The sequence below is a fragment of the Flavobacterium pokkalii genome, assembly GCF_014596575.1.
Lineage (GTDB): Bacteria > Bacteroidota > Bacteroidia > Flavobacteriales > Flavobacteriaceae > Flavobacterium > Flavobacterium pokkalii.
Genome location: NZ_NASZ01000027.1, coordinates 17,116 through 39,823, shown reverse-complemented (window position 1 = coordinate 39,823; position 22,708 = coordinate 17,116). Strand labels below are relative to the sequence as shown.

20 protein-coding genes are annotated in these 22,708 nt (G+C 34.2%); 3 read left to right on the top strand and 17 right to left on the bottom strand.

What is annotated here, in order from left to right; all coding sequences use genetic code 11:
• Positions 1 to 38: 38 nt before the first annotated feature.
• From B6A10_RS14540 to B6A10_RS14530, 3 genes are read right to left on the bottom strand one after another with little or no spacing between them, the layout of a single operon-like run.
• Positions 39 to 590, bottom strand: a complete 552-nt coding sequence (locus B6A10_RS14540) for an ExbD/TolR family protein (RefSeq protein ID WP_026715083.1) — start codon at positions 588 to 590, stop codon at positions 39 to 41.
• A gap of 19 nt (positions 591 to 609) precedes the next feature.
• Positions 610 to 1,233, bottom strand: a complete 624-nt coding sequence (locus B6A10_RS14535; protein ID WP_026715082.1) for an ExbD/TolR family protein — start codon at positions 1,231 to 1,233, stop codon at positions 610 to 612.
• Between the two features lie 41 nt (positions 1,234 to 1,274).
• Positions 1,275 to 2,093, bottom strand: coding sequence for a MotA/TolQ/ExbB proton channel family protein (locus B6A10_RS14530; protein WP_188221438.1), 819 nt, complete (start codon positions 2,091 to 2,093; stop codon positions 1,275 to 1,277).
• 378 nt (positions 2,094 to 2,471) lie between these two features.
• Here B6A10_RS14530 and B6A10_RS14525 point away from each other — a divergent pair, with 378 nt between their 5' ends.
• On the top strand, positions 2,472 to 4,004 hold the full coding sequence (locus B6A10_RS14525) for a helicase HerA-like domain-containing protein (protein WP_188221437.1): 1,533 nt from the start codon (positions 2,472 to 2,474) through the stop codon (positions 4,002 to 4,004).
• Positions 4,005 to 4,066: 62 nt separating this feature from the next.
• On the opposite strand, the gene B6A10_RS14520 is transcribed toward B6A10_RS14525, so the two are convergent.
• Positions 4,067 to 5,413: an FAD-dependent oxidoreductase gene (locus B6A10_RS14520; protein WP_188221436.1), complete on the bottom strand. Its 1,347-nt coding sequence runs from the start codon at positions 5,411 to 5,413 to the stop codon at positions 4,067 to 4,069.
• Between the two features lie 199 nt (positions 5,414 to 5,612).
• Here B6A10_RS14520 and B6A10_RS14515 point away from each other — a divergent pair, with 199 nt between their 5' ends.
• Entirely contained in the window at positions 5,613 to 7,430 is a 1,818-nt protein-coding gene (locus B6A10_RS14515; protein WP_188221446.1) for a hypothetical protein, read from the top strand.
• Between the two features lie 59 nt (positions 7,431 to 7,489).
• On the opposite strand, the gene kynU is transcribed toward B6A10_RS14515, so the two are convergent.
• The gene (kynU, locus tag B6A10_RS14510; protein ID WP_188221435.1) at positions 7,490 to 8,767 is read right to left on the bottom strand and encodes a kynureninase; all 1,278 of its coding nucleotides are present in this window, start codon (positions 8,765 to 8,767) and stop codon (positions 7,490 to 7,492) included.
• 144 nt (positions 8,768 to 8,911) lie between these two features.
• Between kynU and B6A10_RS14505 the strand changes: the two genes are divergently transcribed.
• Positions 8,912 to 9,646 (top strand): SIMPL domain-containing protein, encoded by a 735-nt coding sequence (locus B6A10_RS14505; RefSeq protein ID WP_188221434.1) that lies wholly within the window; start codon positions 8,912 to 8,914, stop codon positions 9,644 to 9,646.
• A gap of 75 nt (positions 9,647 to 9,721) precedes the next feature.
• Here B6A10_RS14505 and queA read toward each other — a convergent pair whose 3' ends face one another.
• The 12 genes from queA to B6A10_RS14445 all read right to left on the bottom strand — a co-directional run bounded on the left by queA (position 9,722) and on the right by B6A10_RS14445 (position 22,700).
• Positions 9,722 to 10,771, bottom strand: a complete 1,050-nt coding sequence (gene queA / locus B6A10_RS14500) for a tRNA preQ1(34) S-adenosylmethionine ribosyltransferase-isomerase QueA (protein WP_026715075.1) — start codon at positions 10,769 to 10,771, stop codon at positions 9,722 to 9,724.
• Between the two features lie 173 nt (positions 10,772 to 10,944).
• Positions 10,945 to 12,174: a 3-phosphoshikimate 1-carboxyvinyltransferase gene (gene aroA / locus B6A10_RS14495; protein ID WP_188221433.1), complete on the bottom strand. Its 1,230-nt coding sequence runs from the start codon at positions 12,172 to 12,174 to the stop codon at positions 10,945 to 10,947.
• Between the two features lie 112 nt (positions 12,175 to 12,286).
• Positions 12,287 to 12,613: a nucleotide pyrophosphohydrolase gene (locus B6A10_RS14490; protein ID WP_035661076.1), complete on the bottom strand. Its 327-nt coding sequence runs from the start codon at positions 12,611 to 12,613 to the stop codon at positions 12,287 to 12,289.
• 31 nt (positions 12,614 to 12,644) lie between these two features.
• Positions 12,645 to 14,159 (bottom strand): ATP-binding protein, encoded by a 1,515-nt coding sequence (locus B6A10_RS14485; RefSeq protein ID WP_188221432.1) that lies wholly within the window; start codon positions 14,157 to 14,159, stop codon positions 12,645 to 12,647.
• Positions 14,160 to 14,344: 185 nt separating this feature from the next.
• Positions 14,345 to 14,740 (bottom strand): DUF7793 family protein, encoded by a 396-nt coding sequence (locus B6A10_RS14480; RefSeq protein ID WP_055094619.1) that lies wholly within the window; start codon positions 14,738 to 14,740, stop codon positions 14,345 to 14,347.
• Positions 14,741 to 14,860: 120 nt separating this feature from the next.
• A complete protein-coding gene (locus B6A10_RS14475) occupies positions 14,861 to 15,262 on the bottom strand; it encodes a DUF7793 family protein (protein ID WP_055094617.1) in 402 nt (133 codons plus the stop codon).
• A gap of 119 nt (positions 15,263 to 15,381) precedes the next feature.
• On the bottom strand, positions 15,382 to 17,796 hold the full coding sequence (locus tag B6A10_RS14470) for an aminotransferase class I/II-fold pyridoxal phosphate-dependent enzyme (RefSeq protein ID WP_188221431.1): 2,415 nt from the start codon (positions 17,794 to 17,796) through the stop codon (positions 15,382 to 15,384).
• Between the two features lie 75 nt (positions 17,797 to 17,871).
• Positions 17,872 to 18,324, bottom strand: coding sequence for a D-aminoacyl-tRNA deacylase (gene dtd / locus B6A10_RS14465; RefSeq protein WP_188221430.1), 453 nt, complete (start codon positions 18,322 to 18,324; stop codon positions 17,872 to 17,874).
• On the bottom strand, positions 18,324 to 19,301 hold the full coding sequence (rsgA, locus tag B6A10_RS14460; protein WP_055094611.1) for a ribosome small subunit-dependent GTPase A: 978 nt from the start codon (positions 19,299 to 19,301) through the stop codon (positions 18,324 to 18,326). The genes dtd and rsgA overlap by 1 nt, the downstream gene beginning before the upstream one ends.
• A gap of 189 nt (positions 19,302 to 19,490) precedes the next feature.
• The gene (locus tag B6A10_RS14455) at positions 19,491 to 20,570 is read right to left on the bottom strand and encodes a bifunctional 3-deoxy-7-phosphoheptulonate synthase/chorismate mutase type II (protein WP_188221429.1); all 1,080 of its coding nucleotides are present in this window, start codon (positions 20,568 to 20,570) and stop codon (positions 19,491 to 19,493) included.
• Positions 20,571 to 20,620: 50 nt separating this feature from the next.
• Positions 20,621 to 21,478 (bottom strand): prephenate dehydrogenase, encoded by an 858-nt coding sequence (locus tag B6A10_RS14450; protein ID WP_188221428.1) that lies wholly within the window; start codon positions 21,476 to 21,478, stop codon positions 20,621 to 20,623.
• A gap of 76 nt (positions 21,479 to 21,554) precedes the next feature.
• Positions 21,555 to 22,700, bottom strand: a complete 1,146-nt coding sequence (locus B6A10_RS14445) for a pyridoxal phosphate-dependent aminotransferase (protein WP_188221427.1) — start codon at positions 22,698 to 22,700, stop codon at positions 21,555 to 21,557.
• Between the last annotated feature and the right edge of the window lie 8 nt (positions 22,701 to 22,708).

The window sequence follows — 22,708 nt, the reverse complement described above, 5'->3', positions numbered from 1 at the left end:
CTCTTAATTATTAAGTTATTAAGAAAACAAGAATACTCTTATTTTCCTTCTAACAATTTCTCCTCTTCAGGCAAGAAATCATTAACGATTGTATAAGTAGGAATAGCATTAATCGCCATCTCATCTAATATATCAACTACGTTTTTATAATTAGACTTCTTACTTGGTTTGATAATTACAATCATTCCCTGATCAGGTCTCCCTTTTGCAGCAGTATAGGCAGCAACTTCTTTTTTTCTTTTCAATAGTTCTTTACGAATACCGTCTTTTCCGTAGGCAATCTTTTTAGGACCTGCAATAGGATTGTAAATCAATCCCATATAGAAAGTCAACTGATCATTGTCACCTAATATAATGGTCATAGTACGATTTTCATCTACCTTCAAATCCTCAGTTTTATCCTTAGGATCTTTATCTGGCAACCCCAAACTCATCGCTTGTGGCTTAGACAATGAAGTAGTAAGCATAAAGAAAGTAATCAAAAGGAAAGCTAAATCCACCATCGCAGTTAAATCTACTTTAGAATTCTGCTTCTTACTTCTTACCTTGCCGCCTTTGTCACCGCCACTGTCGGTATTTAATTCAGCCATTTTAGTATATTTTTTTTAATTAAAAATCTTTTCCTCTTAATCCGGTAACTAAACTAAAAGTATTAACATTTTGATCTTGCAAAATATCCATAACTTTTCTGATAACCGGATACTCTTCCTTAGCATCACCTTTAATTGCCACTTGTAATTCTCTATCGTTAACTTCGATATTTGCTTTACGGGCATTATAAATCCACTCTTTTAATTGATTATCAAGCGAATCCATTGGCACACCTGGCTGATCTGCTTTCACACGATCAGAAGCTTTCATGTCGATAATTTGTTTAAGACTTCCAATTGGCACACCAAAATCAGTCATTAAAGCAAACTTTTCTTTATCTTCATCTGAAAAGCTCACACCATATTTTTCTGCCATCAACTCAAGTGTTTTTTTACGAACCTCACGGCCTTTTAAGTCAAAAAACACTTTATTCACACCATCTTTCTTACCAATAGAAACAGTAGCCAAATCATTATCCGGCAATTTTACCTGTACTGTTGAAGCTGGCGTATCCACTGGCAATGCCTCAGGAATTTTAGCTGTAGCTGTCAAAATAAAGAAGGTAAGCAAAAGAAACGCAACATCACACATCGCAGTCATATCTGTCGATGTTGACTTCTTTTTCATTTTTATTTTAGCCATTCTTTTTGTTTTTTATTTTGATACCGTAATATCAAAAATGATTATTGTCTCAAACTTCCTCTGAATTTTCTGTATGTATTAACGATAGTTGTACCTGCCTCATCGATAGAGTAAGTCAAATCGTCAATTTTAGAAGTAAAGAAGTTGTAAGCAACAATAGCTAAGATAGAAGTAGAGATACCTGTTGCAGTATTGATAAGAGCCTCAGAGATACCTGTTGCAAGTGCAGCCTGGTCTGGAGTTCCAGCAGACGCTAACGCACCAAACGCTTTAATCATCCCCGATACAGTTCCTAATAACCCTCCAAGAGTTCCTAACGATACTAATGAAGAAATGATAGTCATGTTTTTCTCTAACATTGGCATTTCAAGAGAAGTTACCTCTTCGATTTCTTTATGAATAGTTTCAGAAGCTTCTTCACTGTTGAATCCTTCTTTTTTAACATCTTGATATTTCACTAAGGCTGATTTAATTGCATTTGCAACTGAACCTTGTTGTTTGTCGCAAGTAGCAATAGCTTCTTCAATGTGCCCACCTTTAATACTTGCCTGAACATTTGCCATAAAAGCATCTAAGTTCGCTTTTCCAGCAGCTTTAGAAATTACAAAAAATCTCTCAATAGAAAAAGTAATAACCATTAACAACATCCCTAACAAAATAGGCACGATAAATCCTCCTTTATAAACTTGTCCTAATGTATTGATTGGGTGTCCAGTTTCTGGATTTCCTCCCTCAAAGTTAGCAGGTGACCCCATGATGAATTTCCAAATCACAACTCCTACCGCCACGCATAATAAAATGATGATTCCTGAAATCATTCCTCCTCCTTTTGAACTGCTTTCTTTTTTAACGTTTGCCATTTTTTTTTAAATTTTAATAGTTTTAAATAATTTATATTAGTTATAATTTAACTTGTAGTCCCGCAAATTTATACGTTTCGTTCAAATAAAAAAATTTTTTTTCGTTATATTCAGATTAATCATTTGTAAATTGCCGTTTAAAAAACTTAAACATTGTTTTTTTATCAATAATGCTATAAAAAATCAAAGGTTTTGATAAAATAATTTATTCATTTGCCCTTTTAAACAGCAATATTTCAAGAACCAAAAATATTATTTTAAAAAGATTTTTTTTAGATATTTAACAAAAAAAAAGCACTAAAATTACAGTAAAAGCTATTTTAACCACATTAAAAAACAATAACAATATAATTTCCAACTTATAAAAACACTCTTTTTATGAACAGAAATGAAAAATTCATCGAAGAAATCAACCAGGGATATACCTCTAAAGGAGCAAGCATTTTACTTGGAGGAGCTATTTTAGACAAACAGCCCTTATCCGATGCACATGTAAAAATTCCATTAAAAACCTTGAACAGACATGGTCTTATTGCCGGTGCAACAGGAACTGGTAAAACCAAAACAATTCAGGTTCTTTCGGAACAATTATCCTCTTTTGGAATCCCGGTTTTAATGATGGATATCAAAGGAGATTTTAGCGGCATAGCCAAAGAAGGTGAAGAAAAATCTTTTATAACTGAAAGACATCAAAAAATCAACATTCCCTACCAAACCACAAGTTTCCCCGTTGAATTATTAAGTCTATCCGAACAAAGCGGAGTCCGTCTGCGGGCAACTGTTTCTGAATTTGGTCCCGTGTTATTTTCCCGTATACTGGATCTAAACGACACTCAGGCCGGAGTAGTATCTATTATCTTCAAATATTGTGATGACAATAAAATGCCGTTATTAGACCTAAAAGATTTCAAAAAAGTCATCAACTATATAAATGAAGAAGGAAAAGAAGAAATCACTGAAAATTACGGAAAAATATCAACTTCGACAACAGGAATTATTCTTCGAAAAATTATAGAATTAGAACAACAAGGCGGCGAACTCTTTTTTGGAGAAATGTCATTTGACATTAATGATTTAATGCGAATTGACGAAAACGGAAAAGGCTATGTAAACATTCTTCGTTTGACCGACATTCAGGACAAACCTAAATTATTCTCCACTTTTATGCTGAGCTTATTAGCCGAAGTTTACCAACAAATGCCCGAAAAAGGCGATGCCGAACAACCTGAGTTAGTAATCTTTATTGACGAAGCACATCTTATTTTTAAAGAAGCCAGCAAAACGCTTTTGGAACAAATTGAAACCATTGTAAAATTAATTCGTTCTAAAGGAATCGGAATTTATTTTATCACCCAAAACCCAATGGATGTTCCCAGCGGAATTTTAGCGCAGTTAGGTTTAAAAATCCAACACGCCTTGAGAGCTTTTACTGCCAAAGACCGTCAGGAAATAAAACAAACTGCCGACAACTACCCGACTTCTGAATTTTACAATACCAGCGAAGTTCTTACCAGCCTTGGGATTGGAGAAGCACTGGTTACAGCATTGAACGAAAAAGGTATTCCTACGCCTCTTGCCGCAACCATGCTAAGAGCCCCTATGAGCCGAATGGATGTTTTAACAGAAAGCGAAATTCAGGAAATTAACAACAAATCGAAGTTGGTAAAAAAATACAGCGAAAATATTGACCGCGAAAGTGCCTATGAAATGCTCAACAAAAAAATTGCCGACATAGAAGCTGAAAACAACAAAAAAGAAGCCGAACAACAAGAAAGCAAACAAGCCCGAACAACTCAAAGGCAAGGTCCGAGTACAACAGAAGTCGTTGGAAAATCGGTCCTAAAAGTGCTTACCAGTGCCACTTTTATCAGAGGTGCTTTTGGAATACTTTCTAAAATTCTAAAAAAATAAACCAATTACAATAATCAATGGCAATAACAATTTAAAATTGCAATTGTTATTACCATTGATTATTACGATTGAGATCGCAGAAGTTCTAAAATTTTATTTTCGACTTCGGGAAAATTCCAAATATTCTCGATATTATCCATTTTTAAAACTTTTTCCATAATTGCATTCTGAAAATCGCCCAAAGCCAAAGCTTCTACATAAGGACGATCACTAAAAGTTACCCGACTATATAATGGAATCCACTTATCAGGATGTTTGTCTGAAAACCACTTTTCAATTTTCTTTTGCAACAAAAATTTATCATCAGCCGTTTTAGTCCCCATTTCAATAAAATTTCGATATGAAAGTTCCGCGATAGCATCAGCATTGGGTTTTCTGGATTTTTGGTACTCCGAAAAAACACGTTCCCAATCATCACCAAACTCCAATATCATTTCATTTAAAACAGTAATATCTTCAAAACCGGCATTCATTCCCTGCCCGTAAAAAGGCACAATCGCATGACAGGCATCGCCTATTAAAGCAATTTTATCAGTATAAGTCCACGGAAAACATTTCATAGTCACCAAAGTACTGGTGGGATTTTTAAAAAAATCTTCGGCTAAATTGGGAATAACTTCCACTGAATCCGGAAAATTCTTTTCAAAGAAAGCCTCTACTTCTTTTCTGTCGGTCAATGAAGCAAATGAATTTTCTCCTTCAAAAGGCATGAACAAGGTACAGGTAAAACTTCCGTCCAAATTAGACAAAGCAATCAGCATATATTCGCCACGAGGCCAAATATGAAAAGAGTTTTTATCCAACTTATGAGAACCATCCGCATTAGCCGGAATGTTCAATTCTTTATAACCAATATTCAAAAACTCCTGCGAATAATTAAACATACTCTGACGTTGCATGCGATGACGAATTCTGGAAAATGCACCATCGGCACCAAAAACTAAATCATACTGTCGCTCTTCCCAGGCACCTCTTTCAGTTTCACCAATATGCAAAGTTGCTGTTGCCAAAGTGACATCCCAAATTTTTTGCTCAAAGAAAAACTCAGCACCTGCTTCTTCAGCCAAATCAATCATTTTACGGTTCAAAGTTCCGCGGGAAATCGAGTAAATACATTCGCCTTCCTGTCCGTAATTTTGAAATTTCAAATCGTCAACCAAATGAATTGCTCTTTTATCCATCGGAATTGCTATTTCACGAACAGCATCGCCTACTCCTACTCCATCCAAAGCTTTCCAACCCCGATTTGACATTGCCAAATTAATCGAACGTCCCGAAAATTGAATTTGTCGAATATCCGGGCTTCTGTCATAAATATGAACCGTGTGTCCCGCTTTTTTTAAATAAATAGCCAATAATGAACCTACTAATCCGGAACCTACTATTGCTATTTTTTTAGGAGTCTGCATGTTTTTTCTATAAAAGTGTTAACCAAAATTACTAATTTATTATTTGTCTCAGATTGTAATTCCCAAAAACCTCTATACAAAGACACAATTTACAGTTAATAAAAAAGCACCGAACACTTCGTTACCAACATGATATTTATCAGCTTTTAAGCAAATCCTTTTTACAAACTTTGCGCAAATTAAAAATGATTGTATGAACATGACAAAGATTCAAAAACCGCTACATAACTTCCATATTCCGGTAATGGGGCTTGCCTACACCATAGACAGCCCGATTCGCGTAGCGCAATATGGAATTTCCTCGGCAATATCGCTGGCTGATGATGAACTGATTGAAAAAATGAATGCTTTTTATCATCAAAAATTCAATGTACCTTATCAGGAAATTTCGAAAAAAGTTGCCGATTACAGAGCCAAACGCATTACTTCTTATTTAAACTTTGTTGACAAAATAGTAAAAGAAAAATTTGAAAATTTCAAAAATGAATTAGCCGAAAGCAAAGAAGCTTTAGAAAATTACATTGCTATTTTACCTAACAAATCCGAAATTAAAAAAGGGCTGCAAGCTTTTCTTGATGAAGGAACAAACTGGAAACAAAACATCCAAAACTATATTGAAAAACAACTTTCAGCCGGTTCGATTGATGTGAACATCATGACAAAATTAGACAAAGACAATTTCGACAAAAACGAACAATTGCCTGTAATTTACAATGATGCTCATGCTGCTTTGAGAGGTTTTGCTAATAGCACCGTGAATTCTTCTATTGTACTTTCGGCCGGAATGAATCCAAGATTATACAGCTATTTTGAAAATTTCGAAGATTTTTTCCCAGATGAAAACAACCATTTAAAAAAGAAAATTGTACTCAAAGTCAGTGATTTTCGCTCGGCTATGATACAGGGTAATTTCTTAGCCAAAAAAGGACTTTGGGTTTCTGAATACCGAATCGAATCCGGATTAAATTGCGGCGGACATGCGTTTGCAACCGAAGGTTTTTTATTAGGACCTATCTTAGAAGAATTCAAACAAAAGAAAACACAACTCATCGAATCGGCTCATGAATTGATGATAAAAGCATTAGAACAAAAAGGAAAAAGAATTCCGGACAAACCATTAGAATTAAAAATTACAGTTCAGGGAGGAGTTGGAACTTCAGAGGAACACGATTTTTTGTTAAATTATTATCAGGTTGACTCTGTAGGCTGGGGTTCACCGTTTCTATTAGTTCCCGAAGCTACTTCGGTAGATCAAAATACCCGTGATTTATTAATTGATGCCAAAGAAGAAGATTTATACTTAAGTCAGATTTCTCCTTTAGGCGTTCCGTTTAACACTTTGCGAGGAACAACCAATGAAAAAATAAAACAACGACGCATTGAAGAAAACAAAGCCGGTAGTTCCTGCCCTAAAAAGTTTCTTGCTCTGAATAAAGATAACCAAGGCAACGGAATTTGTACCGCTTCCAAAAAATATCAGGATTCAAAACTGAAAGAATTAGAAGCGAATAAAAATAATATCTCCTTAGAAAATTATGAAAAAGCCAAACAAAACATTACGGTAAAATCCTGTCTTTGTGTTGGCTTAGCCAATGCTTCCTATTTAGAAAACAACATTAAAATAAAAGGACAGGATCAGGGAGTGGTTATTTGTCCGGGACCTAATATTGCTTATTTTAATCAGGAAGTTTCTCTTGCTAAAATGATTCAGCATATTTATGGAAACGACTCGGTTTTACAAAATCCAAACCGCCCTCATTTTTTTATAAAGGAACTAAAAATGTACATCGATTATTTAAAAAATGACATCCAGACTATTGGAGAAGAAATCAATAATGCCAAAACTAAAAAACTGGAAGCTTTCAAATCCAATCTTTTAGAAGGAATTGGGTATTACCAAAATCTTTTTGCTGTCATTTCGAATTTTGAAACCATCAAAAAAGAAATTTCAAAACAATTTGAACTTTTAAAAAATGAAATCAACAACATTGAAATACCAAAACTACAAATAGCTTAACCACAAAAAAGTCCCTTGAAAATTAATTCTCATGGGACTTTTACTTTTTTATAAAACAGCTATTTCTCTAAAATTCCTCTTTTTAATATTTGTCCAAAATTGTACATGTCTTCAAAAGAACAATATAACGGAACCGGAGCCAGGCGAATTACATTTGGTTCACGCCAATCGACAATCACACCATTTTTCATTAAGTAGTCAAACAGGCTGCGTCCTTCACCATGCAGAAAAACAGACAACTGACAAGCTCTTTCGGACGGATTTGAAGGTGTAATTATTTCAAAATTCCCTTGCACTTCTTTGTCAATTTCGTGAAGAGTAAATTCTAAATAAGCTGTAAGCTGATCTCTTTTTTCAATTAAAGCGTCCATTCCTACTTCGTCAAACATTTCAACAGAAGCCAGATAAGGCGCTAAAGACAATACCGGCAAATTACTGATTTGCCAGCCATCAGCTCCATGAACCGGATCGAAATTAGGTTCCATTTTAAAACGACGTTCTTTATTATGTCCCCACCAGCCGGCAAATCTGGGCAAGTCGGCATTATGATGATGTTTTTCGTGCACAAAACAACCCGAAGCATTTCCAGGACCTGCATTCATATACTTATAACTGCACCAGGCCGCGAAATCAACATTCCAGTCATGCAATTCTAATTTTACATTTCCGGCAGCATGAGCTAAATCCCAACCCACATAAGCACCAACCTGATGACCGGCTGCAGTAATTGCTTTCATATTAAAAACCTGCCCGGTGTAATAATTGACTCCGCCAATTAACACCAAAGCCAATTCGTCACCTACTTCATTGATTTTTGCAATAACATCTTCGGTACAAATAGTATGTTCGCCCTCCCTTCTATTTATTTCAACAATGGCTTCTTCAGGCTTAAATCCATGAAATTGCACCTGACTTTGCAACATATACTGATCAGAAGGAAATGCTTTTTCTTCACAAATAATTTTGAATCGTTTGGCATCAGGCTGATAAAAAGAAACCATCAACAAATGTAAATTGACCGTTAGCGTATTCATCACCGTAACCTCGGCCGGCTTAGCACCTACAATTTTACTCAAAGGTTTCGAAAATCTTTCCTGATAATCCCACCAGGGTTTTTCGGCATAAAAATGACCTTCCACAGCCAGATTAGCCCAGTCATTCATAATTTCATCAACATAAGCCTTTGCTCGTTTGGGCTGCAAGCCTAATGAATTTCCAGTAAAATAAATAACTTGTTTATCATTCACTTTTGGAAAATGGAATTCATCTCTATATTTATGTAAGCTGTCCTGGGCGTCCAATTGTTGGGCAAAAGCTTTCGTGTTTTCGAAAATCATAATGCAGTTTTCTTTTGTCAGGTAAAAATAATTAAAAAAAGAAACAACTGAATTACGAAACACTTACAAATAAAAAAATGCAATCAAATTATTACATTTCAATCTTCATTTAATTATATTTGACTGAATTAAAAACATTTAGCTATGATTAAAAACAATTCAGGTGTCATTATTATTGCCTTGGCCGTTGTAATATCGGCTTACTTATTTTCAAATGCTTTCCAAAATCGTAATAAAAACACTGATACGATAAGCGTTACCGGATTAGGAAAAACTGATTTTGTTTCAGATTTAATTGTTTGGAGCGGATCTTTTTCACGAAAAAGCACCACTTTAAAAGAAGCCTACGCTTCACTGGATATTGACAGGGACAAAATCAAAAGTTATTTAGCCGGCAAAGGAATTAAATCAAGTGAAATTGTCTTTTCGGCAGTAAATTTCAATAAAGATTTTGAGACCACTTACAACGAAAACGGAACACTAAGACAAAGTACATTTACTGGTTTCACATTAACGCAAAGCGTAAGTATACAGTCTAAAGAGGTCAATAAAATTGAAGAAATATCCCGACAATCCAGCGAATTAATTAATTCGGGAATTGAATTTTATTCTAATGCTCCCGAATATTATTATACTAAACTGGCTGAATTAAAAATAAAAATGATAGCCGAAGCAACTAAAGATGCCAGCACCAGAGCCAAAAGTATTGCCGAGAATGCTGATGCTAAGCTGGGAAATCTAAAAAAATCAGACATGGGCGTTTTTCAAATAATTGGACAAAATTCTTCTGAGGATTATTCATACGGAGGTTCTTTCAACACCCAATCCAAAAACAAAACAGCTACCATTACAGTAAAGCTGGTTTATCAGGTAGACTAAAAACAACTTATATAACTACAAAAAAACCCGTCATTCCTGACGGGGTTTTTTTTATGAATTAACCTTTTATAGTGATTATAGAATTAACATTGCGTCACCATAAGAATAGAATTTATACTTTTCTTTGATGGCTTCTTCATAAGCTTTCTTCATTAAATCATGACCGCAAAATGCCGAAATCATCATTAACAAAGTTGACTTTGGTGTATGAAAGTTAGTCACCATACAGTTAGCCACACTAAAATCGTGTGGAGGAAAGATAAATTTATTAGTCCATCCCTCATACGGATTCAAGGTGTTTTGTGAAGAAACCGAACTTTCAATAGCACGCATAGAAGTGGTTCCTACCGCACAAACACGTTTTCTTTTGGCTTTAGCCTCATTTACAATATCACAGGCTTCCTGAGTAATTTTTAACTCTTCAGAATCCATTTTGTGTTTTGATAAATCTTCAACCTCAACCGGATTAAAAGTCCCTAAACCTACGTGAAGTGTAACTTCGGCAAAGTTCACGCCTTTAATTTCCAGTCTTTTCAATAAATGCTTAGAAAAATGCAAACCTGCCGTTGGCGCAGCCACAGCTCCTTCTTCTTTAGCATAAATCGTTTGATAACGTTCAGCGTCTTCAGGAGTTACCTCTCTGTTAATATATTTAGGGATTGGAGTTTCTCCAAGTTCAGTCAATTTATTTCTGAATTCCTCGTAAGAACCGTCATAAAGAAAACGTAAAGTTCTTCCGCGGGAAGTGGTATTATCAATAACCTCAGCCACTAACGAATCATCATCACCGAAATATAATTTATTTCCAATTCTGATTTTACGGGCAGGATCTACTAATACATCCCAAAGACGTTGTTCAGCATTTAATTCTCTTAGCAAAAACACTTCAATTCTTGCCCCTGTTTTTTCTTTGTTACCGTATAAACGAGCTGGAAAAACTTTGGTATTATTCAAAATCATTACATCTCCATCATCAAAATAATCGATAATGTCTTTGAACATTCGGTGTTCGATAGTTTGTTTTTTTCTATCAATTACCATTAAACGAGCTTCGTCTCTGTTTTCAGCCGGAAATTCAGCTAAAAGTTCTTTTGGTAAGTCAAAATTAAAATGTGATAATTTCATTCAAAAAAGTTATAAGTTATGAGTTATAAGTCTTAAGGTTTGATTCTTAATATTATAATCGGCTGCAAATATACGATTGTGAAATAGGCGATGTCAAGTATTTTGCTGTTTAATTTAAAATTAAAACAACAAACCTCCGAAGCATCAGTGTTTTATAAAAATAAAAGCTATGTTTAACCTATTAAATCGGAAACTTTATAACCTAATTTTTCCATATCTGTCCAAAAATCAGGGTAAGATTTAGAAACCACATCGGCATTTTCGATAATAATTGGCACTTTTAAAGCTAAAGGCGCAAATGCCATTGCCATTCTATGATCGTTGTAAGTTCCTATTCTTATATTCGGATTAATCTCTGAAGTAGCGACCAAAGTCAAACTGTCATTGGTTACAGAAATATTAGCTCCTAACTTGCTCAACTCAATTCGCAAGGCTTCCAATCGATCCGTTTCTTTAATTTTTAAAGTATGAAGTCCCGTCAAATGACATCCGATTCCTAAACCAAGACAGGTTACCACTATAGTTTGAGCTATATCCGGAGTATTATTCAAATCGAAAGTTACATCTTGAAATTTGAACTTTTTATTTTTAGTTAAGGTAATGCTATTGCCGTTGAATTGCGTTTCCACTCCCATTTCTTTATAAATAGAAACCAAGGCCGAATCTCCCTGTAAACTGGATTGTTTGTAACTGCTTAAGGTAATATTTGCCTCATCAGCAAGTGCCGCTAAACTAAAAAAGTAAGAAGCCGAACTCCAATCGGACTCAACGGTCATTTCTTTCGATTCTACTTCTTGTTTTGGATACACTTTAATCACATTGCCTTCAAAACTGGTTTGAATATTCAAATCATTTAGCAAAGCCAAAGTCATTTTGATATAAGGAATAGAAGTAATCTCTCCTTCTAAAGTCAACTCAATTCCGTTTTCTAATTTTGGTGCTACCAATAACAAAGCCGAAATATACTGACTGCTCACATTAGCTGCCATCGTTACTTTAGATTGAGTGATTTTTTGTCCTTTGATTTTAATCGGCGGGTAACCTTCTTCTTTCAGGAAAGAAATATCAGCGCCTAACTGACGTAAAGCTTCCACCAAAATTTTAACCGGACGTTCCTGCATACGACTGGAACCAGTTAAAATTACTTCGCGCCCTTCTTTTACAGCAAAAAATGCGGTAAGAAAACGCATTGCTGTTCCGGCGTGATGAATATCTACTACTTCTTCATTTCCACTCAAAGCCATTTGCATTACCTCACTATCGTCAGAATTAGAAGTATTGCTCAAAGTAATATTAGGAAATAATGCCTGTAACAACAACAATCTGTTGGTTTCACTTTTAGATCCTGTTACTTCTATTTGAGCATTTAGATTAGAATGGGTTGTTTGTAGTAGTAAATTCATTTTAGAAAATTATTAGGTATGAATTATAATTATTCCTGCGTTTTTAACATTCATAATTTTGAAGGCGCAATTTAGCACTCCCAATTCACAATTCATAATTCACAACTGATAATTATTTCAATTTTTCATTGTTTTTGTGACGGTCTTTATCACGTACCGATTTTAGATCCATTTTTTTATCAAAAGCCGCTTGTAAATCAATCCCTGTTTGATTCGCCAAACACAGAACCACAAAAACCACATCGGCCAGTTCTTCGCCTAAATCTTTATTCTTATCACTTTCTTTCTCAGATTGTTCCCCATAACGACGGGCAATAATTCGGGCTACCTCACCTACTTCTTCTGTAAGCTGAGCCATATTAGTCAATTCATTAAAATAACGAACACCGTGTTCTTTTATCCAGGTATCTACGTCTAATTGGGCGTTTTTAAGATTCATTTACTCTAAAATTTATTCTTTAATTAAACTATTATTTATTCGCAATCAACTCAATAATTGCTTTATAAAGTTCTTCTGCTTCAAAAGGTTTTGAAAGATATTTATTGATACCTACCGCTTTACAGGCTTCGGTAACTGAAGAAGTAACCACTGCCGAAAGAGCAAGAATAGGAATATTTTTTTTCGAATGATTTTTCAATGCACGAATGGCCGAAGCAGCTTCATAACCATTCATATCCGGCATCATTAAATCCATCAGAATCAAATCAAAATCCTGATGCAAAAGTGCTTCCAGTGCCAATTTCCCATTAGCTACCACCACACAATCAATATTGTATTTCGACAATACTTTTTGTACTAAAATCTGATTGATTCGATTATCCTCAGCCAGAAGTACTTTTATTTTTCTATCGATATCCAGTTCTGCTTTTCGGAATTCTTTTTTCTCAAAAACCGCTTTAGAGCCTGACAAATCATAATCATTTTTAAAAAAAGGTAAGGTCACAATAAATTTAGTCCCTACATCCGGCTTACTTTTTACTTTAATCTCACCATTCATAATATCGACAATTTTCCGAATAATGGCTAGCCCTAAACCTGTACCTCCATATTCTCTGGCCTCATCATTACTAAGCTGAACAAAAGGATTGAAAATATCTTCAATTTGATGAGAAGGAATACCAATGCCGGAATCTGCAACTATAATTTTCACCACATAAGCATCATCTTCTTCATCTTTGAATTTAATTTTTAAATGGATTTTGCCTTTAGCTGGTGTAAACTTCATGGCATTACCAATTAAATTAAAGAGAATTTGAGAAATTCTTACCGAGTCTCCATTCAAAACAACGGGTAATTCTTTATCAATAGTAATTTTGAAATCAATTTCTTTTTCGGCAGTTTTAATCGAAAAAGTATCTCTAATTAATCGAATTAACTGATTCAGATTAAAAGGTTTATTTAAAAGAGTAATTTGTCCCGATTCGATTTTGGCTAAATCCAAAATATCATTTACAATAACCAATAAAATATCTCCCGACATTTTAATGTATTCCAATTGTTTCTTCCTTTCCGAATCTAACTCAGGACTGTTGAGCAATAAATCGGTAAAGCCTAAAATACCATTAAGCGGCGTTCGGATTTCATGGCTCATATTGGACAAAAACTGATCTCTTGTCAGCGCTAATTGCTCCGTTTGCTCTTTTTCATCGACTAATTTTTCATTAATAGTTTCTGTTAATTTTTTAGAAACCATTGCTGCTTTTAATTCTTCGATGTAGGTATTAAATCCCATACAAAAAACATCCAACTCATCATGCGCCTCTGAAATGGGTAAATAATTAAAAAAATCACCGGCAAAACAGTTGGATATTTGCTCAATAATCACAGCTGTTCGTTTCTTTTTGGAATCAATTTTTTCAGCCAGAAATAATAATTCTTCATAAACATCATCCAAACTGTCTCCATGAGTAATTTGCTCCTGAAACTCGTCTTCGTTTATAGAGCGTACTAAAGCCAGTATTTGTTCCAGTTTAGATTTAGACATTTATTAATTTAAGATTTGAGGTTATTCTTATCTATTATCTCACTTTTATGTAGCCAAAATACATCGTTTTTTTTAAAACAACTATTTTTATAAGAACTTTTCGATAAAAAACATCATTTATTACAATAACATATAAATAACTTAATATTGACTGTAAAATTTTACAAAAAGTAAATTTCCTGCATTTATTTATTGTTAAATTGTTCTTTTTCCTTCAACTCTTTTAACCACTTCACTGCTTCACTTTTTCTGGTAAATCCTTTCAAGGGAACTAAAGGATTCTTCAAGACCATAAACGTGTTGAGAATAAACTTAGTAATATGAGAATTTAACACCACAGCGCAGGCAAATAAATAATCCTGACCGTGAGCATCGGCATAATCGCGGGCATCTTTATCATAAGATTTGAGTCCGTTGAAATCATAACACCAATATTGTTTTTCTCCAGCTGATATTTCGTGACGTAAATCTATTAAATCCTTTAATTTTTGTTTATCGCCTTCCGTTAATTTCTTGAATTGAGAATACATTATTCCGTCTTCTATCCAAAATTTAACAAAATCATTTTCAACCGTTCTCATGATATTACTTGAAATATTTCTATGTCTTTTTTATATATTTAAACAAAGAATTAATAATTTTAAAATTGTAACATATTGATTATCCAATCCAAAATTACAGATAATGCGCAATTAATTTATTCACGATTTAAATTGCTCGTTCTTCTTTTTTAATTCTTTTAACCAATTTACAGCATCCTCTTTTTTGGAAAAACCTTTCAAAGGGACAGCCGGTTTTTTTAATAATATAAAAGTATTAACAATGAATTTAGTAATATGTGAATTTAAAATTACTGCACAGGCATGTAAATAATCCTGACCATATTTATCAGCATAATCCCTGGCATCCTTATCAAAAGTCTTCATCCCACTAAAATCATAACACCAGTACTGCTTTTCTCCAGCCGATATCTCATGACGCAAATCAATTATTGCTTTTATATCTTCTAAAGTCCCAATACTCGTTGTTTTAAATTGAGAAAAAAGAATTCCATCCTCAATCATGAACTTAATAAAATCATTTTCTACTTCTTTGACAGCCATCACTTTTTTATTAAAATAGAAGTTAACTATTTTTAAAATTTTATATATTCTGATAAAATCAAAACCAAGACACCTTAAATAAAACCTTAGATTCTTAAGACAACCTCATTGTTAAAAATTCAATCACTTAGCGAAGATAACAAATCCAAGTTATATATATTATCAACTTTTAAATATCCGTAAAAAGGAGTTGATTTTGCTCCGTATTTTTGCTTCTCATAATCAGCTGTCAATCCAAGATAGATTTGAAACTTCCCTAATTCATTCCCTCTTTTAACCATCCGATACATAATTTGTTTATATAAATGATGTGATTCATTATACTCATAATTCAAACCTAAAATAAGAGGACAATAATAATCTTTTCCTAAAAAAGACCAAACACAAGCTATTAATTCATTGGAGCCTTTAATTCTAAATTCCATAAACTCCCAATCAGATGAGTATTTAGATAAAACTTTTACCGTTTTCTTTGGATAAGCAAAAAAATTAAACGCATAATTAGCTTCCTTTACATTTAAAAACAATTGATAGTGTTTTTCAGCTTCTGAATTTGTCAATGTCCTTTTTATAGTAACATCAAACTGATCTTCATGTCTAAAAACATAACGCTTAATATTTCTTATGCTATTTTTAGATTCCAAAAGAAGCAGTAATTCTTCTTTAGTATCCCATTTAGGAAGACTTACAACATTAGTATTGGGTAACTTAATTTTGGCATAGCCTTCATCTTCTAACATCTGATTTAAAAAACCATCTTCTTCAAAATCCCTAAAAAAGACAACTACAGCATCGATATCTTTTTTCACTTTAGAAACAAATTCAAACATATAACTAACCGAATTTCTCCATTCAGGATGCTCTAAATCATGATAAATAAAATCACCCTCACAAAACAAAGACCCCATAGCTAATGTTTTAGAACACAAATAATATGGATTATTCTTTCTAATTTCTTCAATTTGTCTGGAAACATTTTCCTGAGCAACGATATCATCTTTATAAATGGCTCCTGTAAAAAATGTCGCTAAAACAATCTTAGCATTTTCATCTCTAACGATAAGATAATGGAAACTCCAATTTTCCTCTGGCTTTTCATTATTGGAAAAAATTTCTTCCATACACTGCATACCTGTATGACTTAAATTTCTCCTGTTTCCAAACATCAAATTCCATTCTGCCGCATTGATATCATGAATACTCCTATATTCTTCAATCACTAAATTAGATTCTTTAATGGGTTCAATTGCTGAAGCTGTTTCCTTGTTTTTTAAACTACACCCAAAATCTTTATAAACTCTTTCTATTTTATCACCTTCTTCTTCTATTGCTTTGGGCAAATGATAAGCCATTACATCTGCTAATAAATCAATATCGGCTTTTGTATTATGTCTGGTTAGAGTAAAACGCAAACCTGATTTATCATTAGCCACAACAGGAAAAGTTGCTGTATTTACATAAATTCCTTCCTGTAAAACACGATGCACAAAATTGCGTGTCACTTTATTCAATCCGGATCCAATAAAATAAATAGGTGAATTTGGCGCAGAAATATTGGTTAGATTTTTCTCCTGTAACTTCTGATTCATATAACCCATTAAATCTTTTAATTCTGACTGATAGGTATAAATTTGATTAGACAAATGAATTTTAGCCGAAGCAATTGCCGCTCCAGCATTAGCTGGAGACAATGGGTGTGAATAACTTAATGGCCCTCCAAATATATCTGTCCTTCGATACATTTCCGGATCGGCAAAAATGGCTGTTCCGCCTACACAACCAAAACCTTTAGCTAAAGTTGATATGATAACAATACGCTCGCTAACTCCTAATCGATCGTAAATATAGCCTGCACCATTTTTCCCATCCCACCCCATACCGTGCGCATCATCAAAATACAAATGTAGTTTAGGATATTTATGAAGCAAATTTTTCAAAATAACCGTATCCGGTAAATCGCCGTGCATCGAGTATACACCATCAGCCATATACCAAATACGGCTGTATTTATTATAATTCTCCCGAATCATCTCCTCCAGCATCTGATAATTAGAATGCCGGATCATTTTTACTTCTGTCCCCTGTAATTTGGCATTTTTACATGGAAACTGCACACTAAAATGAACTTGTTGATCAAGAATAATTAAATCATCCGGTTTAATTATGGTAGCAATAACCGAAATATGCGCATTAGAAGTTGAAGTATAACAAATTACCTTATTGCCATCAAAGATTTGAGACATTAACTCCTCTAATTCCTGAATATAAGCGGGACGGATATAGGCTCGGGACATTGATAATTGTGTACCAAATTTCCTGGTTAACTCAATAGAACCGGCTATCAAATCCGGATGAGTTTCTAACCCCAAATACCCGCAGGTTCCAAAGTTTATTAAATCCCTGCCATTGATAGTAAATTTTTCTCCTGAAAAACTTTGCTCTTCAGAATTTATATGCATGATACCTCTTTCTTTGGCAGAAGTCCAGACAGCATCAATAATGTCTAAATAATTATTATGATTAATCTTTGCCAAAATGGAGGAATAATTGGATTTAAAAAAGGAAATAAATTTGTTGTAATGCCAAATTTAACAAATAAAACCCAAAAGCTATTCTTTATCTTTAGTATCAATAATTATCGTAACCGGACCATCGTTAATCAGGCTAACTTTCATATCAGCTCCAAATTGTCCGGTTTTCACTTTCTTCCCAATTTCTTGTTCTAATTTTTGAACAAAACTCTCATAAAGTGGAATGGCAATTTCAGGTTTGGAAGCTTTGATATACGAAGGACGATTTCCTTTCTTGGTAGCAGCATGCAACGTAAACTGACTCACCACAATTATATCGCCGTCAACCTCCTGAACCGACAAATTCATTACATTATTTTCATCGCCAAAAAGTCTAATTTTAGCAACTTTTGCCGCCAACCAATCAATATCTTCCTGAGAATCGGCGTCTTCAACACCAACTAAGACCAGCAACCCTTTATTTATTTGAGCTACTTTTACATCTTCGATTGTAACTGACGCTTCAGAAACTCTTTGAATTACAACTCTCATTAACTTCTGGATTTATCGCTGTTTTTTCGATCCTCGTCATAAATATCGGTGCGATAATTTTCTTCATCACCTTCCAATATTTTAAGGTAACTATTATAACGCGACCAGGAAATCTCTTCGTTTTCCAAAGCTTCTTTAACCGCACATTTAGGTTCTTCTTTGTGCAGGCAGTTATTGAACTTACATTGGTCTTTCAGTTTGAAAAATTCCGGAAAATAATCACTGATTTCTGCTTTTTCCATATCTACAACACCAAAACCGCGAATTCCCGGTGTATCGATAATTTGAGCTCCAAAAGAAAGGTCGAACATTTCGGCAAAAGTAGTAGTGTGTTGCCCCTGTGAATGAGAATCGGAAATTTGTTTAGTTTTCAAATTCAGCGAAGGTTCAATCGCATTGACCAAAGTAGATTTTCCCACTCCGGAATGTCCGGAAAACATACTCACTTTTCCTTTCATCAAATCGATTAACTTATCCAAACCTTTACGTTCCTGAGCCGAAACACGCAAACATTGGTAACCTATTTTCTCGTAAGTATATTGCAAAAACAGCTGTTCATCTAAGGCAGCCTCATCAAAAGTATCAATTTTGTTAAAAACCAAAACAGCTTCAATCCCATAAGCCTCAGCAGTCACTAAAAAACGATCGATAAAACTGGTAGTCGTAGGCGGATTATTGATGGTTACCAATAAAAAAACGATATCAATATTTGAAGCAATAATATGGGTTTGTTTCGAAAGATTGACCGACTTTCTCACAATGTAATTCTTACGGTCATGAATTGCATTAATAACCCCCGTAATTTGATTATTGGATTCTTCTAATTCATAATCAACATGGTCGCCCACAGCAATAGGGTTGGTACTTTTAATACCTTTCATTCTGAATTTTCCTTTTATTCTGCAGTCCACAAAATCCCCTGATTCAGATTTTACCGTGTACCAGCTTCCTGTTGATTTATAAACGATTCCTGTCATTTTTAGAATTTAGATTGCAGAATTTAGATTACAGATTTAAATCGAAATTCTTTGCAAAGATAAAGGGTTTTAATTTTAGAAGACTCTAAAACAAACAAAAAATCCCAAAACATAAGCTTTGGGATTTAATAAATTATCAATCAACAAAAATCTAAAATCAGAAATCGTTAATCTTCAATCTGGATTCAATTATCCGTTGATAATTTTTTCTTGGTGCTCAATACTTTCCTGGTGGATTGATTTGAACAATTTAGTAATAAATTCTTCTGACAATCCTTTTTTAGCACCTTCAGCAACCATTTTCTCCTGGATTTCGTTCCAACGGCTGTTTTGCAATACAGCTACGTTATTTTCTTTTTTCACCTGACCAATTTCGTCAGCAACTTTCATTCTTTTTCCTAAAAGTTCTAATAAATTAGCATCTAAAACGTCGATGTTAGCTCTTAATTTTGTCATTTTGTTTTCAAAATCACTATCACCGCTTACTTTTCTAATTTTCAAATCTTTCAAAATTTGTTTCAAAGCATCCGGAGTAACTTGTTGTGCAGCATCAGACCAAGCGTTATCAGGATCATTATGAGTCTCGATAATCATACCGTCATAATTCAAATCTAAAGCTTCCTGAGTTACTTCAAGAATCATATTACGGTTTCCTGTAATGTGAGATGGATCGATGATTAATGGTAAATCAGGGAATTTGTTTTGCAATTCGATAGCAATTTGCCACTCAGGAATGTTTCTGTATTTTGTTTTCTCATAAGTAGAGAAACCTCTGTGAATAACTCCTAAATTTTTAATTCCGGCCATGTGTAAACGCTCTACACCACCTAACCATAAAGCCATATCAGGGTTTACAGGGTTTTTAACCAAAACAATTTTATCAGTTCCAGCTAATGTATCCGCAATTTCCTGAACTGCAAACGGGTTAGCAGTTGTACGGGCTCCAACCCATAATACATCGATATCATATTCTAAAGCTAATTTACAGTGAGCAGCTGTAGCAACCTCAGTTCCCATCAACAATCCTGTTTCTTCTTTAGCTTTTTTCAACCATTTTAATCCTATTTCTCCAATTCCTTCAAATCCTCCCGGACGAGTTCTTGGTTTCCAAATTCCTGCTCTAAAAACGCTTACATCTGAATCTTTCAATTCGTGAGCAATTTTCAATACTTGCTCTTCAGTTTCAGCACTACAAGGTCCTGCTATCACAAATGGATGATTCAATTTGAAAGCATCCAACCAATTTCTCATTTCTTTGTTGTTTTCCATCTTTTAAAATTTATTTTGTATTGTGTTGTATATATTTATTCTTTTTACTCCTATTTTTTAACGCCCATACCGTTTAATATTTCTCTAATCTTATTGACACTCGCCATTTCTTCATAGATTGCATTGTAATCATCCTGAACAAGCAAATCTCTAAACTGGGTCAAATTAGAAATGTATTCTTCTAATGATTCTAAAACCTGCGCTTTATTCTGCTCAAAAATTGGCGTCCACATGGCTGGCGAACTTTTAGCTAAACGCACCGTACTTTCAAAACCGGAACCCGCCATATCAAAAATATCCTGCTCGTCTTTCTCTTTATTAATCACCGTTTTTCCTAACATAAAGGAACTGATGTGGGATAAATGAGAAACGTAAGCAATGTGTTTATCGTGCGATTTTGGATCCATATAACGAATACGCATCCCCATTTTACTGAAAACCTCTAATGCTTTTTCCTGCAATTTAAAAGCTGTTTTCTCTACTTCGCATATGATATTTGTTTTTCCTCTAAATAAATCTCTCAACGCTGCCGAAGGACCTGAAAATTCCGTTCCCGCAATAGGATGAGTCGCAATGAAATTTCTTCTTTTAGGATGATTTGCGATTGCTTCACAAATAGGATTTTTAGTAGAACCTACTTCAAAAACAATAGCATTATCACCAACTAAATCCAAAACTTGAGGCAATAATCCAAGTAAAACATTCACAGGAACCGAAACAATTACAAAATCTGCCTCAGACAAATCTTCCATTGTAGCAGCAACATCAATAACACCTAACTCTAATGCCTGTTGGATATGTTTTTCGTTATTATCAATTCCGTAAATAGTGGCATTCGGATACAGCGCTTTGATGTCTAAAACCATCGAACCGCCTATTAAACCAATACCTATTACAAATACTTTCATCTTATTTCTTTAAATTCCAAACTTTTAAAATTCCAAATTCCAAACTTTGATTAAACTAAAATCTGAGATCTAAAACCTAAAATCGGCTTATTGCTTCCTGTACTTTTTCTTCTTTTACGCATAATGCAAATCGAATATACCCTTCTCCATTAGAACCAAAAATAGTTCCTGGCGCAATAAAAATATATTTCTCGTGCAATATCTGATCGATGAACTTTTCAGCCGATTTGATTCCTTCCGGCAATTTTGCCCAAACAAATAAACCTACTCCTTCTTTATAAACTTTACATCCAAGTTTTTCTGCCAATTGCTCGGTTAAAACGCGACGTTTTTTATATATTTCATTCATGGAATCAAACCATGATTTGTCACTTTTTAATGCTTCGATAGCGCCTTTTTGAATTCCGTAAAACATTCCGCTATCCATATTACTTTTCACTCTTAAAACAGCATCAATCAAGTCAGCACTTCCGGAAACCATTCCTACTCTCCAGCCTGCCATATTAAAAGTCTTGCTCAAAGAGTTTAACTCTAAAGCTACTTCTTTAGCTCCTTCCACCTGTAACAAACTCATCGGATTGTCATTCAAAACAAAACTATACGGATTGTCATTCACCAATAGTATATTATGTTTTTTAGCAAAAACGACTAACTTTGCGAACAATCCCAAACTTCCTCTTGCTCCTGTAGGCATGTGCGGATAACCTATCCACATCAATTTTACTTTGGATAAATCTAATTTTTCTAAAGCTTCAAAATCAGGTTCCCAATTATTAGCTTCTGCCAAATCATAATAAACAGCCTCCGCTCCCACTAAATTCGTCACCGAAGTATAAGTAGGATATCCCGGATTAGGAATTAAAACCTGATCACCTTCATTCAAAAATGCCATCGAAATATGCATGATTCCTTCTTTCGAACCCATCAAAGGCAAAATTTCCGTATTTGGATTTAACTCTACCTGAAAATTGTTCTGATAAAAATCAGCCATGCTTTTTCTCAACTCAGGAATTCCCTGATAACTTTGATAACCATGTGCATTAACATCCTGCATAGCCAAAGTTACCGCGTCAATCACAGCCTGTGCCGGAGCCAAATCTGGGCTTCCAATTCCCATATTGATAATAGGTTTTCCCTCTGCTGCTAATTGTCTTACTTCTCTCAATTTTGATGAGAAGTAGTATTCTTCAACTGTATTTAATCTGTTTGCTGTTGTAATCATTTTTATTC